The 16,360-nt window shown below is 39.8% G+C and carries 14 protein-coding genes and 1 tRNA gene; 7 read left to right on the top strand and 8 right to left on the bottom strand.

All coding sequences use genetic code 11. From position 1 onward, the window contains the following. Window positions 1-8: 8 nt before the first annotated feature. Together GFH30_RS03555 and prpF are read right to left on the bottom strand one after the other, a co-directional pair. Window positions 9-917: a polyprenyl synthetase family protein gene (locus GFH30_RS03555; RefSeq protein ID WP_153370931.1), complete on the bottom strand. Its 909-nt coding sequence runs from the start codon at window positions 915-917 to the stop codon at window positions 9-11. 215 nt (window positions 918-1,132) lie between these two features. Further along, the gene (prpF, locus tag GFH30_RS03550; protein WP_153370930.1) at window positions 1,133-2,326 is read right to left on the bottom strand and encodes a 2-methylaconitate cis-trans isomerase PrpF; all 1,194 of its coding nucleotides are present in this window, start codon (window positions 2,324-2,326) and stop codon (window positions 1,133-1,135) included. Window positions 2,327-2,658: 332 nt separating this feature from the next. Here prpF and GFH30_RS03545 point away from each other — a divergent pair, with 332 nt between their 5' ends. From GFH30_RS03545 to GFH30_RS03525, 5 genes are all read left to right on the top strand, one after another. After that, window positions 2,659-4,014 (top strand): amino acid permease, encoded by a 1,356-nt coding sequence (locus GFH30_RS03545; protein ID WP_153370929.1) that lies wholly within the window; start codon window positions 2,659-2,661, stop codon window positions 4,012-4,014. Window positions 4,015-4,099: 85 nt separating this feature from the next. Beyond that, window positions 4,100-4,175 (top strand) — tRNA-Arg (locus GFH30_RS03540). 333 nt (window positions 4,176-4,508) lie between these two features. After that, window positions 4,509-5,846 carry an outer membrane protein transport protein gene (locus GFH30_RS03535; RefSeq protein ID WP_153370928.1) on the top strand — a complete coding sequence of 446 codons (1,338 nt, stop codon included), beginning with the start codon at window positions 4,509-4,511 and terminating at the stop codon, window positions 5,844-5,846. 320 nt (window positions 5,847-6,166) lie between these two features. Continuing rightward, window positions 6,167-7,354: an OmpP1/FadL family transporter gene (locus tag GFH30_RS03530; RefSeq protein ID WP_153370927.1), complete on the top strand. Its 1,188-nt coding sequence runs from the start codon at window positions 6,167-6,169 to the stop codon at window positions 7,352-7,354. Between the two features lie 565 nt (window positions 7,355-7,919). Next, window positions 7,920-9,329, top strand: coding sequence for an OmpP1/FadL family transporter (locus tag GFH30_RS03525; RefSeq protein WP_153370926.1), 1,410 nt, complete (start codon window positions 7,920-7,922; stop codon window positions 9,327-9,329). Window positions 9,330-9,410: 81 nt separating this feature from the next. Here GFH30_RS03525 and thrH read toward each other — a convergent pair whose 3' ends face one another. Continuing rightward, window positions 9,411-10,028: a bifunctional phosphoserine phosphatase/homoserine phosphotransferase ThrH gene (thrH, locus tag GFH30_RS03520; protein ID WP_153370925.1), complete on the bottom strand. Its 618-nt coding sequence runs from the start codon at window positions 10,026-10,028 to the stop codon at window positions 9,411-9,413. A 202-nt stretch (window positions 10,029-10,230) separates the two neighbouring features. Between thrH and GFH30_RS03515 the strand changes: the two genes are divergently transcribed. After that, complete coding sequence (locus GFH30_RS03515; protein WP_153370924.1) at window positions 10,231-10,962, top strand: phosphoadenylyl-sulfate reductase; 732 nt, start codon at window positions 10,231-10,233, stop codon at window positions 10,960-10,962. A gap of 170 nt (window positions 10,963-11,132) precedes the next feature. Continuing rightward, window positions 11,133-12,515 carry a WS/DGAT/MGAT family O-acyltransferase gene (locus GFH30_RS03510; RefSeq protein ID WP_153370923.1) on the top strand — a complete coding sequence of 461 codons (1,383 nt, stop codon included), beginning with the start codon at window positions 11,133-11,135 and terminating at the stop codon, window positions 12,513-12,515. Between the two features lie 141 nt (window positions 12,516-12,656). Here the strand turns inward: GFH30_RS03510 and GFH30_RS13285 are convergent, their stop codons facing one another. From GFH30_RS13285 to mreC, 5 genes are all read right to left on the bottom strand, one after another. Continuing rightward, complete coding sequence (locus tag GFH30_RS13285; RefSeq protein ID WP_353934014.1) at window positions 12,657-12,830, bottom strand: PA1571 family protein; 174 nt, start codon at window positions 12,828-12,830, stop codon at window positions 12,657-12,659. Between the two features lie 135 nt (window positions 12,831-12,965). Continuing rightward, window positions 12,966-14,420 carry a ribonuclease G gene (rng, locus tag GFH30_RS03505; protein WP_153370922.1) on the bottom strand — a complete coding sequence of 485 codons (1,455 nt, stop codon included), beginning with the start codon at window positions 14,418-14,420 and terminating at the stop codon, window positions 12,966-12,968. Window positions 14,421-14,464: 44 nt separating this feature from the next. Continuing rightward, a complete protein-coding gene (locus GFH30_RS03500; RefSeq protein WP_153370921.1) occupies window positions 14,465-15,031 on the bottom strand; it encodes a Maf family nucleotide pyrophosphatase in 567 nt (188 codons plus the stop codon). Next, entirely contained in the window at window positions 15,019-15,510 is a 492-nt protein-coding gene (mreD, locus tag GFH30_RS03495; RefSeq protein WP_153370920.1) for a rod shape-determining protein MreD, read from the bottom strand. Before mreD ends, GFH30_RS03500 begins: the two co-directional genes overlap by 13 nt. After that, a complete protein-coding gene (gene mreC, locus GFH30_RS03490) occupies window positions 15,497-16,354 on the bottom strand; it encodes a rod shape-determining protein MreC (RefSeq protein ID WP_153370919.1) in 858 nt (285 codons plus the stop codon). The genes mreD and mreC overlap by 14 nt, the downstream gene beginning before the upstream one ends. Window positions 16,355-16,360 lie beyond the last annotated feature (6 nt).

Genomic DNA, 16,360 nt, shown 5'->3' with positions numbered 1-16,360 from the left:
TTGAAGTCTTAGCTTTTACGATGCAATAAAAATTGCGTGATTTGCAATAATTCATCGGCATGCGCATCCAAATGTGTCAATGCCGCAATTGCTTGCGTATGTAACGCTTGCGCATATTGCTGCGCCGCCTCTAAGCCCATGAGTGCAGGATAGGTTGATTTATCGACTTGTTCATCTTTACCGGCAGTTTTACCCAACACTTCTGTCTCAGAAATAATATCCAAAATATCATCCTGCACTTGGAATGCTAAACCAATCGCTTGAGAGAACTCACGTAATTTCGGAATGGCAATATCCGTACCTTCAAAAATCGTGACCGCTGCCATCATCACTGCTGCGGTAATCAATGCACCTGTTTTATTGCGATGAATCTTTTCTAAGGCTGCTTGATCAATGTGCTGACCTTCTGCTTGTAAATCCATGACCTGACCATTGACCATTTTCGACGAAGCCGTTGCCAAAATTTGCATTTGCTTTAATACAATCGACGCTTCAACTGCATAAGTTTGATCAAATAAGCGACTACCTAAAATCTCGAATGCCATCGATTGTAAAATATCACCAGCAAGCAACGCCGTATCTTCACCAAACGCGACATGACAGGTCGGTTGTCCACGGCGCAGTAAATCATTGTCCATACACGGTAAATCATCATGGACCAATGAATAACAATGTATAAACTCAATGGCCACTGCAGCACGACGCACAGCCGCAGTATTTTGATTGGGCTTAAGTGCCGCTGTGGCATAACAAAGTGCTGGACGAACACGTTTACCACCCAGCATCACCGCATGATGTACAGCAGACTTTAATGGTTCAGGAATGGCAAAGGCATCTAATGCTGTCAGTAAATCTTGATGAATACGATGTTGTGCTTGCGTCAATGGATGAGTTGACAGATCAGGAGTAGATGACACATTCGCCTCGAATACGTTGTCCAATGTATAAAGATCACAAGTTCAGGAAACTTGTTTCGGTTGCGCGACATTGTACCTAGTTTTGACGCGTATTTTCAGCAATAAATCTATTTCAGCCGATGTTTCAAACAGAACCTTGGCGACATATAAAAAAACCGCTGCATCTGCAACGGTTCTGATGAATTAAAAATATTTATAACGATCAATCTTAACCATTAAGCGCTTAATACATCTTCAGGAACGTGCACCCAACCTTCCATTAATACCCGAGCACTGCGGCTCATGATGGCTTTTTTTACCGTCCATTCACCATTAATTTGTTCTGCTTGTGCGCCTACCGTCAGTGTGCCTGATGGATGCCCAAAACGTACCGATTCACGTGACCCTCCACCTGCAGCCAAATTCACCAAAGTGCCCGGAATAGCTGCAGCTGTACCAATCGCCACTGCTGCCGTTCCCATCATGGCATGATGTAATTTCCCCATTGATAAAGCACGTACAGATACATCAATTTCTGTTGCAGCAATATTTTTACCACTTGAAGAGGTATAGCTTTTAGGTTCCGCCACAAAAGCAATCTTTGGCGTATGTTGGCGTGTTTCGGCTTCAGAAAGGGTTTGAATTAAACCCATCTTTTGTGCAGCATGAGCACGAATGGTTTCAAATTTCTGTAAAGCTTTAGCATCACTATTAATTGCATCTTGCAATTCTCTACCGTCATAACCCAAATCTGATGCTTTCAGAAACACTGTTGGAATCCCGGCATTGATCATGGTCACTTCAAAAGTACCGAAATCAGGCACATCTAACAAATCTGTGACATTGCCTGTCGGAAACATTGAGCCGCCATCCGCATCATCTTCGGCAGGATCAAGAAATTCAATTTTTACTTCTGCTGCAGGAAAGGTCACACCATCGAGCTCAAACTCTCCCAATTCTTGCACCTGTCCGTTAGAAATAGGCACATGTGCAATAATGGTTTTTTCAATATTGGCTTGCCAAATGCGTACCGTACATAAACCATTTTCAGGAATACGCTTGTCATCAACTAACCCATTACGAATGGCAAAAGAACCGACGGCGGCGGTGAGATTGCCACAGTTTCCGCTCCAATCGACAAAAGGTCGATCGATCGCGACTTGTCCAAATAAATAATCTACATCGTGATCGTGACGTTCAGATTTGGTAATAATTACGGTTTTACTAGTACTTGAGCTTGCTCCACCCATGCCATCAATTTGTTTAGCATAAGGGTCTGGACTCCCGATAACACGCAGTAAAATTTGATCTCTAATGGTTCCCGGCTGCTGTGCGGCAAGTGGCAAATCATCACGTTTAAAAAATACGCCTTTACTGGTCCCACCACGCATATAAGTTGCAGGAATTTTGATTTGGCTTTTAACACTCATGAATATTGTTATCCTTAGGCTATCTTTGTTTTAAGGCGTTATTGATCATTTCCATACTCAGTATAATATTTTTATTACCAAATACGCTGACTTCATGAGCTTAGTCTAAAAAAACAACATTTGTATCTAGACCAAAGGTGAAGTTCACTGTATAAAAATTATATTAATAAAATTAATAGATTGATTCATTTGTATTTTATTTGGCTTTTTTTTATAACTTCTCGTTATAAAATCACCAATAATTTTTCATCAACTGGCGCGTACTAGGCTTCTTATGCGCGATCTATTACAATCTCAAAACTTACTATTTTTCATCGTCGGGCTGAAAGAATTTGAATAACAAATCGTCACAACTTCAGCGTGGCTTAAAGAACCGTCATATCCAATTGATCGCCATGGGCGGTGCAATTGGTACAGGCTTATTCTTAGGTTCCGCACAGGTCATACAATCTGCTGGTCCTTCCATTATTTTGGGCTATGCCATTGGTGGCTTCATTGCATTTCTAATTATGCGTCAATTAGGGGAAATGATTGTTCATGAACCAGTCGCAGGTTCGTTTAGTCATTTTGCTTATAAATATTGGGGCAAGTTTCCGGGATTTCTTGCTGGTTGGAACTACTGGATTTTATATATTTTAGTAGCCATGACCGAGCTGACTGCCGTTGCCAAATATATTAACTACTGGTGGCCTTTCATTCCTGCGTGGGCATCTGTACTGTTCTTTTTCGTCGTGATTACGCTGGTCAATTTGGGCAATGTCAAATTTTATGGTGAATCAGAATTTTGGCTGTCGATCATTAAAGTGACTGCAGTCATTTCCATGATTATCTTCGGGGTTTACTTACTAGTAACTGCGGGTTCAGATTCAACTGCATCATTTAGTAATTTATGGACCGCGGGTGGCTTTTTCCCGAATGGCTTTGAAGGTCTGTTCTACATGCTAGCATTCTTAATGTTTGCTTTCGGTGGGATTGAACTGATTGGTATGGCGGCAGCTGAGGCTGAAAATCCTGAAAAAACGATTCCTAAAGCTATTAATCAAGTAGTGTTCCGGATCTTGATTTTCTATGTGGGTGCCTTGACTATTCTCTTGTCACTTGTGCCTTGGAATCAACTTGAACTCGGTGGTTTAGATAAAAGTCCGTTCGTTATGATCTTTAGCCAATTGGGTATTGATTGGGCTGCACACTTACTTAACTTTATTATTTTAACTGCTGCACTTTCTGTTTATAACAGCGGTATGTATGCCAATAGCCGTATGTTGTTTGGTTTAGCACAGCAAGGCAATGCGCCAAAAGTATTCATGAAAGTGAATAAACAAGGGACTCCGATTCCTGCTGTTTTATTCTCAGCCGTTTTAATCTTTGGTTGCGTGATCTTGAACTACTTTGTTCCTGAAGATGCGTTAAGTCATTTGATTTACGTGGTTGTGGGTGCTTTGGTCTTAAACTGGGCAATGATTAGCTTAACCCATTTCAAGTTTATTCAAGGGATGAAAAAATTAGGGCAAACGACTAAGTTCCCTGCACTTTGGTCGCCATTTAGTAATTTCTTGGTATTGGGCTTTATTGCAACCATTTTATATATCATGTGGACACAAGGCTTTAAAGAATCAGTTCTCATGATTCCGATTTGGGTTGTTGTCATGTTTATCCTGTTTAAATTATTGAACACAAAAAAAGCATAAGTTAAATTAGCTTATGATTTATAAAGTTATTACTTCGGTAATAACTTTTTTTTTGGCTCAAAATAGCGTACATTGGCAACGCTTGGTGCCCTTAGCTTAATTGGATAGAGCAGTTGCCTCCTAAGTGACCGACGTGGGTTCGACTCCCACAGGGCGCACCACCCTACTTTTAAAATGTGACATACATAACAATTTATTTAGAAAATCTTAGAATTCTTTTCCATGTTTCTTATTTTTTTGAATACTATTTTTTTATTTTGAATTACAACTACATAAACCGTAAAAACACATCAAATTTAGTACAAATACTCTATTAAGGTTATATTTTAAACTTTATATTTAATATAGAGCATTTACTCTTATTTTAATTGTGTTATTTTTGACACATGGAGTAACAAATTTGCCATTGAAGGCGAGTCAAAAACTCCAAAAACAATACTAAATATTTACCCCAAATGTTTAAACCCAATGTGTACCTCAAGGGATAATGAAGAATGAAATTAAAAACGCTTAGTACAGCAATGATTTTAGCAGCGCTACCAATGTCAGGTGCATTTGCTGCTGCAATGGATCGCTCAGGTCAATCTATCTCGGCATTTTTACAACCCGGTAACTACTTTGAAGCAGGGATTTCTGTACTAGATGCTGATGTTTCTGGTAATTCATCTAGGATTGTTACGCCTACGGGTACTGTTGTTCCATCTCAAGCAACTGGTGATATGGCAAGTTCTTATTACTTCCCTTCAGCAGCACTTAAAATTCAAGCAACAGAGAATTTTTCTGTTGGTTTACTCTACGACCAACCATTCGGTGCTAAAGCTGAATACAAAAATCAATCAGGTGCATTCAATCCAACAGGAAATGAGGGTACCGAGGCTGAAGTTCATACAGAAAACCTTTCTCTTTTGCTAGGCTTTCAACCAAATGTAAATTGGAATATTTACGCAGGTGCTGTTTATCAAGAAGCTAAAGGAGAAGTAGCGCTCCGCGGTGCAGCTTATTCAGCTTTAAGTGGTTACGATGCTAACTTAAAGAGAGATAGTGAGGTGGGTTGGCTTGCTGGTTTAGCTTATCAAATTCCGGAAATTGCGCTGAAAGCATCTCTAACCTATCGTTCTGAAATCGAACATGAACTTAATGTTAATGAAACTATTGGTGGAGTAACTCCATTCGATGCAACTGGTAATACCGTATTTGGTTTAACCTATGCTGGTGCATATGCACAGTATATTGCAGCTGGAGCAACCCCAGCACAAGCTCAGGCAGGGGCTGGTGCAGCTGCTACAGCTGCAAGAAACAACGTGGATGCATTTACTGACGGTAAAACCAAAGTAACAACACCCCAATCTGTAAATCTTGATCTTCAATCTGGCATCATGGCAGATACAGTTGCATTCTTAAATGTACGCTGGGTGGACTGGAAAGGTTTTGCGATTCGTCCTAATCAATTTGGGCAAGTATTAGATGCTCTTTCGACATTACCAGGTCAATCTGCTTTGAAAGGTGGCAATTTAGTTGAATACAATAAAGAGCAATGGACTGTTACTGGTGGTCTAGGTCGCAAATTCAGTGAAAAATGGGCTGGTAATGTCTCTGTAGGCTGGGATTCTGGTGCAGGAAATCCTGTTACAACTTTAGGACCAACTGAAGGTTATTGGAATCTTGGTCTAGGTTTGCAATTTAGTCCTGCTCCTAACTACTTTATTGCAGGTGGTGTGAAATACTTCTGGTTGGGTGATGCTGATGCATTGACTGTTGCCAACCCGAATGTTGGTAAATTTGAAGATAATAATGCGATTGGTTACGGTCTTAAAATCGGTTACAAATTCTAATCCAATTATTTTCTAGAAAACCACCTTCGGGTGGTTTTTTAATATCGTATAAATATTTTTATACACTTGTAAACTATTTGCCTAATTTTAAAACACTTAGAATATTTTAATTATTTCCGTCAATTCAGCCAATGCAATTTAATTATCAATATATAATTCATAACTTTAGTCCAATTGAATTAGTATAACTACTCTAAGCAAGCCTTAACTTTATCCGATACAGTTCATTAACAATAGAGAACTGAGCATTTACTCTTTTTGAAATTATGTTATTTTTCCACCACTTTTTAAATCTGTTTATGCGACATCAAGGATGAACCATGAAGCTTAAGCCATTATCGATTGCACTTTTTGCATGCACTTTATCTACTTCTGCCGTATTTGCGGGTGGTTTAGATCGTTCAGGTCAATCAATTCAAGCATTTTTACAACCGGGAAATTATGCTGAAGCGGGTATTTCTATCCTTGACCCCGATGTAAAAGGCACTTCAACTGTTAAGAATGATTTTGGCGATTATACCGGTGATAAAATTAGCGATATGGCTGATGATTATTACTTCATCAATACCGCAATCAAAGTTCAAGCAACCGATAAGATTTCTCTAGGCCTCATTTATGACCAGCCTTATGGTGCAGACGCAATATATTCTGTAAATGGACCTGTATCTACTTTCTCTCAAGCAGGCGAAGGTACATCTGTAGAGGTTGAAACTCAAAATTTGACAGCACTAATTGGTTTTCAACCCAATGAAAACTGGAATTTTTATGCTGGTCCGGTTTGGCAAACTGTAGAAGCGGATATTAAATTACGTGGTGCTGCATATAAAAGCTTATCTGGTTACAATATTAAAGTTGAGCAAGAAGAAGCATATGGTTGGTTAGCTGGCTTTGCCTATCAAATTCCAGAAATTGCGCTTAAGGCTGCTGTAACTTACCGTTCAGAAATCAAACATAATGCTCAAGCACATGAAACTTCGAAAATTGCTGTTCCTGGTCTCATTGATCTTCGCGAAATTGATGGAATTGTTAATGCTACAACACCGCAATCAGTCAATATTGATCTACAGTCTGGTGTTAGTGAAAATACATTAGTTTTTGCTAATCTTCGCTGGGTACATTGGGATCAATTTACTGTATCTCCGCAACTATTAAATAGCTTAGGAAAAATTCCGGGTCAAAGCTCACAAGACCTTATTTCTTATGACAAAGATCAATGGTCAGCAAATCTTGGTTTAGGACATAAGTTCTCTGAAAAATGGTCAGCCTCTACAACCGTAGGTTGGGACTCAGGTGCAGGGAATCCTGTTACGACACTTGGTCCAACTGAAGGCTACTGGAGTCTTGGTCTCGGGGCACAGTATAGCCCTGCTGCAAACTACTTTATCCAAGCGGGCGTTAAACATTTATGGTTAGGCGATGCTCATGCTCAAACAGGCGGTAACATCGTCGCCGAATTTGAAGACAACAATGCTTGGGCATACGGTATGAAAATTGGTTACCGTTTCTAAGCTCAAACTGTAAAAAAAAGGATGCTTAAGTATCCTTTTTTTACTTTGAAAGAAATATTAAAAGGTAATAGATCAAGTGTAAAAATTTCTTAGATTTATTGCCCTTGCTACTTTATTTAATTATTCTAAACAAATCTTATTTCTCAATACATTTAAAATAAGCATTACTTATTTTTATAATTTTAAAAATCATTGGATTTTCTTAAAAGACTTACCCTGAATAATTCTAAATTCTAGATAAAATCAAAGTTACAATTATTCTATTAATTATATTATTTTTAACAATAGAACAAAAAATAAACAATTAAACTCAAAGTAATGCACTTCAAATGATGATCATCATCATTAAATATATTATTAATATTCATAATGTTAAACATAAAAAAAAACCAAATAATTCGTGTCAATATCTTTAAAAACAAAAAACTTATCTTTTAGAGTCTTTACTCTTTTTTTTGTTCTGTTAGCTTTATGTACATGGTATGAAAAAAAATGTAATACATATCAGCTTTTACATAACAGAAAGATTCTCGTTATTAGTAACAAAAAATGGACATTCGTTAAGATGAAATTAAAAACATTAAGTACTGCGATTTTATTATCAAGCTTGCCAATTTCTGGAGCATTTGCTGCTGCTCTTGATCGTTCTGGTCAATCGATTCAAGCTTTCTTACAGCCTGGCAACTACTTTGAAGCAGGAATTTCTGTTTTAGACGCCAACGTTTCTGGGAAAATAAACGACGATTTTCTTATCCCAAGTAGCACTAATAACACTATTACAAAACCTTTAAAAGGTAGTGAATTAGGAGACATGGCGGAAAGTTATTATTTTCCTAGTGCTGCATTAAAAGTTCAATTGAATGATAATTTTTCATTTGGTCTAATATATGATCAGCCTTTCGGTGCTAATGCGAAATACAATCAAGCCGATACAAGACATGGTGCTCCAGGTTCAACTCTTCAAGGTAATCTAGGCACTAATCAAGTAGGGGCATTTACTTTAGGTGAAGAATCTACAGAAGTAGATGTACAAACTCAAAACCTTTCTTTCATTTTGGGTTATCAACCAACTGAAAACTGGAATATTTATGCTGGTCCTGTTTATCAAACAGTTAAAGGTAATGTTCAACTGCGTGGTACAGCCTACGGCCCACTTGCAGGTATCGTTTGCATAGCTGCATGTAATTTACAAGCCTACGAAAAAGGTTCAAAAACCCTTTATAAAGGATATGAAGCTTCTATTTCAGAAAACTCTTCAGTTGGATGGCTAGCTGGTTTAGCATATCAAATCCCTGAAATTGCACTTAAAGCTTCTTTAACTTATCGTTCTGAAATTGATCATAAAGTTAATATTGAAGAGTCTATGCCATGGAATAGCACTTTAGGAGGCAGTTTAGGCGGCATTCCTTCAATGGCTGAGAAATTTGTCTTTGAAGAAGGAAAAACTAAGATAACGACTCCTCAATCTGTAAACTTAGACTTCCAAACAGGCATTATGGCAAATACTGTTGCATTTGCTCAATTACGTTGGGTTGAGTGGTCTAATTTTGCAATTCGCCCTTATAAATTCGGTCAATTAGCTGCTGATTTAACAAATAAGAAGACTACTGAAAATCCAAACCCTTCTAAGCGTGGTTTTGATTTAATTGCATATGAAAAAGATCAAATCTCAGCAAACGTAGGTATCGGTCGTAAATTTAATGATAAATGGGCTGGTACAGTGATGGCAGGTTGGGACTCTGGTGCAGGTAATCCAGTTTCAACTCTTGGTCCAACTGAGGGTTACTGGAGCGCAGGTATTGGTGGTCAATATTCACCTACTCCTCAATCATTTATTCAAGCAGGTGTGAAATACTTCTGGCTAGGTGATGCTGATTCTCAAGTAGCAAGCTATTTTGGTACTGAAAAAACTGCAGCTAAATTTGAAGACAACGATGCTATCGGCTATAGCTTGAAAATTGGTTACCGTTTCTAATTCATTTTGATGGGGTCAAAATGGGTTAAACGAAAAAAAGGGCATCTTCGGATGCCCTTTTTTTATCGCTTAAATATTAAATTAAGCCGGAATGTCACGCACTGAAGCATTACGAATGGCTTCTTTAAGTGCTGCATAACCGTGAATTGGTGGGAATTGCGGGAACTCCGCAATCACATTTTCAGGCGCATCAAACAAGAAACCTGCGTCAGCTTCACCGAGCATCGTCGTGTCGTTATATGAATCGCCTGCTGCAATGACACGGAAATTCAAACCATGCAAAGCTTGCACCGCTTTACGTTTTTGATCAGGTTGACGCAGTTTATACGCTGAAATCATGCCCTTTTCATCTGTCTCTAACTTATGACAGAAAATCGTTGGCCAACCCAATTGCTTCATTAAAGGATGTGCAAACTCATAGAACGTGTCCGATAAAATGATTAATTGAAAATGAGTACGTACCCATTCAACAAACTCGCGTGCACCTTCAAATGGACCCATTTCAGCAATCACGTCTTGAATATCATTTAAGCCTAAACCATGCTCTTTTAAAATATTTAAACGTTGAGTCATCAGTACATCGTAATCAGGAATATCACGAGTCGTTGCTTCAAGCGCTTTAATACCGGTTTTCTTTGCAAAGTTAATCCAAATTTCAGGAACCAGAACGCCTTCTAGATCAAGACAAACAACTTCCATGAATATTCCCCTCTGTTGTATTGAAAAAATTTTGCACTATCATAGCCGAAGATCACACATTTGCATTGCTGTTTTTTAAATCTATTTTTTTCATAAGTATTTATTTTTTAGTGATAAGTCGGTGTTATCTATTCTATTAAAATAGTTCTGAATTAAACTCATATAAGCCATCTTGTTTCACGCCTATATCGCCAGGACTCCCATGACTACAATTCCAAGCATTGATCTCGTAGATGCGCTTGCATCTGAATATGCCGATAAATCTCCAAGTGAAATTTTGGCACTTGCGCTTAGCCAACAAGGTGAAATTTCCATTTCATTCTCAGGCGCTGAAGATGTTGTACTGATTGATATGGCATCACATTTGGGTAAGCCTTTTCGTGTGTTTAGTTTAGATACAGGACGCTTACATGCCGAAACTTATCAATTTATTGAAAAAGTGCGCGAGCATTACAAAATTGATATCGAGATTTGCTTCCCTGAATCTGACGCTGTACAAAAACTCGTGACTGAAAAAGGCTTATTTAGTTTCTACAAAGATGAGCATAAAGAGTGCTGTGGTATCCGTAAAGTTCAGCCATTACGTAAAAAATTGGCCACTTTAGATGGCTGGATTACGGGTCAACGTAAAGATCAAAGTCCGGGTACACGTGATGATATTCCGGTGGTTCAAGCCGATGTGGGTTTCTCAGGTCCAGGGAAACAACTGATTAAATATAACCCGCTTGCCAATTGGTCAAGTAGTGATGTTTGGAATTATATTCGTATGATGGAAATTCCATACAATTCACTGCACGAGAAAGGTTATATCTCGATTGGCTGTGAACCATGTACTCGCCCAGTTCTACCCAACCAACATGAGCGTGAAGGTCGTTGGTGGTGGGAAGAAGCAACCCATAAAGAATGCGGTCTACACGCAGGCAACTTAAAATAAAAAATATTAAAACCACCGATTAGACGGTGGTTTTTTTAACCTTTGCATACACATTAATGTGTACCTTTCTGTGTCAAAATCGCTATACTTTGTATCAGTAATATTAATAATTCTAACAAGGCTATTCCAACAAGAACAGCCGTAGAAAGTTCGATGAGGCAATCCACGCTATGCGTCCATTACATCCAATTGACTTTATTTTTCTCTCGCTCGAGAAACGGCAGCAGCCTATGCATGTGGGCGGACTTTTTTTATTTCAAATTCCTGATAATGCGCCTGCATCTTTTATTCAAGAACTCGTCAGCGATATTCGCCAATCAAAATCTGTTCCAATCCCACCTTTTAATAATTATTTAAATGGACTATTTTGGGATGAAGATGAACATTTTGATTTAGATCATCATTTCAGACATATTGCCTTACCTAAACCGGGGCGTATTCGTGAACTTTTGACGTATATTTCCCAAGAACATAGTGCCTTAATTGATCGTGCTAAACCACTTTGGACCTGTCATATTATTGAAGGGATTGAAGGCAATCGTTTTGCCATGTATTTTAAAATTCACCATGCGATGGTGGATGGCATTGCAGGTATGCGTTTGGTTGAAAAATCATTGTCACATGATCCAAATGCAAAAAGTATTGTGCCGCCTTGGTGTGTAGAAGGTCCGCGTGCAAAACGCTTAAAAGCCCCTAAAGTCAGCAAAGTAAAAGGAATTTTAGCGACCATTAAAGGTCAACTTGAATCAACGCCACGCGTGATGTACGAGTTGTCACAAACGGTATTAAAAGACATGGGACGTAACCCTGATTATGTATCGAGCTTCCAAGCACCCAGTTCAATCTTAAATCAGCGTGTCAGTGCAGCACGACGTTTTGCAGCACAATCATTTGAGTTTTCACGTTTACGCCATATCTCCAAATCACTGGGTGTGACGATTAATGACATTGTGCTCGCGATTTGTGCCGGTGCTTTACGTGAGTATTTAATTAGCCAAAATGCCCTGCCGAAAAAGCCTTTAATTGCGATGGTGCCTGCTTCTGTACGTTCAGATGATGCGGAATTCTCTAATCGAATTACCATGATTTTAGCTAATTTAGGCACACATAAAGATGATCCTTTAGAACGTTTGAAAATTGTGCGTCGTAGTGTCTTAAATGCCAAAGAACGCTTTAAACGTATGAATGCGAGCCAAATTTTAAACTATAGTGCTTTTATTTATGGTGCTGCGGGTTTGAATATTGCGTCTGGTTTAATGCCAAAACGCCAAGCTTTTAACCTTGTGATTTCCAATGTGCCGGGTCCACAAGAACCGCTATATTGGAACGGTGCGCGTTTAGAAGCGCTTTACCCTGCATCGATTGTGTTAGACGGTCAAGCATTGAACATCACCATGACCAGTTACCTCGATAAGCTCGAAGTGGGTTTAACCGCATGTCGCAATGCCCTACCAAAAATGCAAAACTTGCTTGGGCATTTAGAAGATGAAATCCAACGGTTTGAAAAAATTGTGGATGGCGAACAAACCCCAAAGTTGGTTGCAGTCAGTTAGACATCGCATTGTGTCATGAGCAACCAACAGCAATTGACTAAAAAATTACCTTGAGCATTTTTGCCACTCACATGCTCAACAAATAAAAGGGACATTTGAAGTCCCTTTTATTTATTTGTTTATTTTTAGTTCAATACGCTATTAATTTTTAACAGTACGACATTGCTTTAATAATTGGTGACATACATGACGCACCATGGAAGTGGTGATCTGAACTTCATTACCACGTTCATCTACAATATATCCAGCATGTACGGTCTTTGGTTCTAATACGTGTTTTAGACCTTTATTGATTACTGATTTACTCATACTCATCGGACACCTCTAATTGGCTAAGCCTCAAATAATGGGAGATTGGCTTTGGCTATTTGATGTATCTAGTATTCGCAATTCAGCACTCAATGTAAAATCAGAGATGTAACAAGTGTTTAGCGATATCCTGTTACAATTTCAGCTGAGAATGATATCGTATTGCTCTTGCGTGTATAAATTTTCGACTTGGAATTTTACGACACGCTGAATAAAGTGCTCCAAATCAGCAACTGCTGTAGCTTCTGCGGTCAGCAATCGATCAATCACTTGCGGATGAGCGACTACGGTAAAGCCCGTCTGCGATTCAAATGCGCGTGCATAACGCAAAATCTCACGGAATATTTCGTAACACACTGTCTCGGCAGATTTGACATAACCGCGCCCCTGACAGGTTGGACATGATTCACACAGCAAATGCTCAAGTGATTCACGGGTACGTTTACGCGTCATTTCAACCAAGCCGAGTTCAGAGACTTGAGTGATTTTGGTCTTAGCGTGATCCCCTTCTAAGGTCTTTTCAAACTGATTTAAAACCTCTTCACGGTGCTGTGCTTCTTGCATGTCAATAAAATCAATAATAATGATGCCACCTAAATTGCGTAGGCGTAATTGCCGCGCAATGACTTGGGTTGCTTCCATATTGGTTTTAAAGACTGTATCTTCAAGCGAACGACCACCGACATATGAACCAGTATTGACATCAATGGTGGTCATCGCTTCGGTCTGATCAATCATCAGGTAGCCGCCAGACTTCAGTGCAACACGTGTTTGCAGTGCTTTTTGAATATCATCTTCGACATGATACAAATCAAAAATAGGAGCTTCGCCCGGATAATGCATCAAACGTTGTTTCATGTTCGGCACAAATTCATCAACAAACTCGACTAATTTGCCGTGAATTTCACGTGAATCAACATAAATTTTGGCAGTCTGCTCATTGGCTAAATCACGAATGACACGTTGGGGTAACGGCAATTCTTCAAAAATCAGCGAAGGCACAGCGATGCTTTTTTGTTTACGTTGAATATATTCCCAAAGCTTCGCTAAATACGCCATATCTTGCGCAATGGCTTCTTCTTCAATGCCTTCTGCTGCGGTGCGCACAATGACAGAACCGGGCAGCTGATGCAGCTTTTGCACATTTTCAATAATGGAACGTAAACGTACTCGCTCTTCCTCAGACTCAATACGCTGCGACACACCGACATGATTACCATACGGCATCAGTACTAAATAACGTGAAGGAATGGACAAATCGGTGGATAGACGTGCGCCTTTGGTGCCGAGCATATCTTTCATGACCTGTACCGTCAGCACTTGCCCCGGTTGCAGTAATTCAAAGACATTCGGCATCGGTTGGTTACGTGGCCAGACCATATCATTGATATGTAAAAATGCAGTTCTCGAAAGGCCAATATCAACAAAAGCCGCTTGCATACCCGGAAGTACACGTACGACTTTTCCTTTATACACATTACCCACTAAACCACGTTTGGCACTACGCTCGACGAACAACTCGTTCACCGTACCGTTTTCAATCAACGCCACCCGACATTCGGTCGGTGTGACATTAATCAACAACTCATTAGACATAACTACACTCAAAACATTTTAAAATTAATTTTTTTAATCAGCAGTTAATTTAGTGCCTTAACTGTCTGTAATAACTGTACGGTTTCATAAAGTGGCAAACCAACAACGTTGGAATAACTGCCTTCAATTTTGGGAATATAGCGCGCTGCGATGCCTTGAATGGCATACGCCCCAGCTTTTCCAATCGGCTCACCTGTTGCCCAATAACATTCCATGTCATCTAAGCTTAATGCTTGGAAATGTACCTGCGTTCGAACTACTATACTGTATTTTTCATTTTTTGAAAGAATGCAAACACCACTATATACATCATGCTGACGACCAGAAATACGTCGCCACATAGCAAAAGCATGTTGTTTTGATTCAGGTTTGCCTAAAATCTCACCATCGACACCGAGACTGGTATCCGCCGCAATGATAATCGCATCGGGATACTGCGTTGCAACGGCATCGGCTTTAGCACGTGCGAGACGTTCAACATACGCTGCAACCGATTCACCGGCTTGAACAGATTCATCAATATCTGGACTCAGAATATCAAATTCGAGTCCAAGCTGTGCGAGCAGTTCACGTCGACGCGGTGAACTAGAGGCGAGAATTATATGCGCCATTTGCGCAACATATAATAAAGAACAGGCCAAATGGTGACACTTGTAATTAAGGGTAACCAATGGCGTGGGAATGAGAACTGAACGCCGCTAAAGACTTGTGCAAAAAATAAAATCATTAAATGCACAACCATTGCCAAAATCGTAATGATCCAAATATTAGCAAAGGTTAAAATACGGCGTTCACGGGTTAAAAAGCGCGCTGCAAAAGCAATGATGGTGAAGCTTAAGGCATTTAAGCCAAGCGGTGCATCGAGTAGTAGATCCGCAAAAATACCTGTACCAAATGCAAACCAAATACCACACCATGTTGGCTGACACAGCACCCAAAATAGCATGACCATCAGCATAAATAGCGGACGCCAACCCGACGTTGAATAGGACAAGGGATAAACCATCAACATGGATGCCAGTACGACGGAAATAATAATGGCAAATAAAGGATCACGTTGACGGTTGGATCTCATTTTAGCGATCGACATGCGGTTGCTCCATCGCTAATGAATCTGAAAATAACACCACCACATGATGACCACCGGCAAGCTGTGCTGCAGGAATAACATCAATTTGGGCAAATTCACCAGAATTATGACGCTGAACTTTCGATACAGTACCCACAAAGTAGCCCGCAGGGAAATGCTGACCTAAACCTGAGCTATAAACTTTTTCACCCACTTTAATATTGGCACTGGTTGGCACGTATTCCATTTTCAGTCGACCTAAATCACCAGTTCCCGTGACAATAGCACGCATGCCCGTATGCTCTAAACGAACCGATAAAGAATGCTCTTTGTCCGACAGCAACATGACACGGCTACTATGTGGATAGACGTTAATCACCTGCCCCATGATCCCTTTGTCATCAAGGACGGTTTGTCCAACACGCAACTGACTGTTAGAACCGCGGTTAATTACAATAATATGACGCAATGGATCGGCATCTGTCCCAATGACTTCAGCAATTTCCATACGACCATCAATAATTAAAGGCGTGTCCAATAATCCACGTAAGCGTGTGTTTTCAGCAGAAAGTTCAGAAATTTTTTGTAGACGTACCTGAGCCTGTAAAAGTTCAGCTTGCATCGCGGTATTTTCACGACGCAGTTGCGCTTCAGACTTGGTTTGTTGTGTCAGCCATTCTCGCGACAACACAGGATAACTTGCCACGGCATAAATTGGATTATATGCCGCGTACAGGACATCCCTTGCAGGTTGAATCACATGTGGCATGCGCCAATCGAAGAAGAGCACCACGAAACATGCAACCAACGCTATGATGAAGGAGCGAAAAGATGGCGGTTGTCTTGAAAACAGATGTGCTTGCACCCGCCG

The sequence above is a fragment of the Acinetobacter wanghuae genome (assembly GCF_009557235.1).
GTDB lineage: Bacteria > Pseudomonadota > Gammaproteobacteria > Pseudomonadales > Moraxellaceae > Acinetobacter > Acinetobacter wanghuae.
This window is presented reverse-complemented; position numbering and strand designations above follow the sequence as displayed.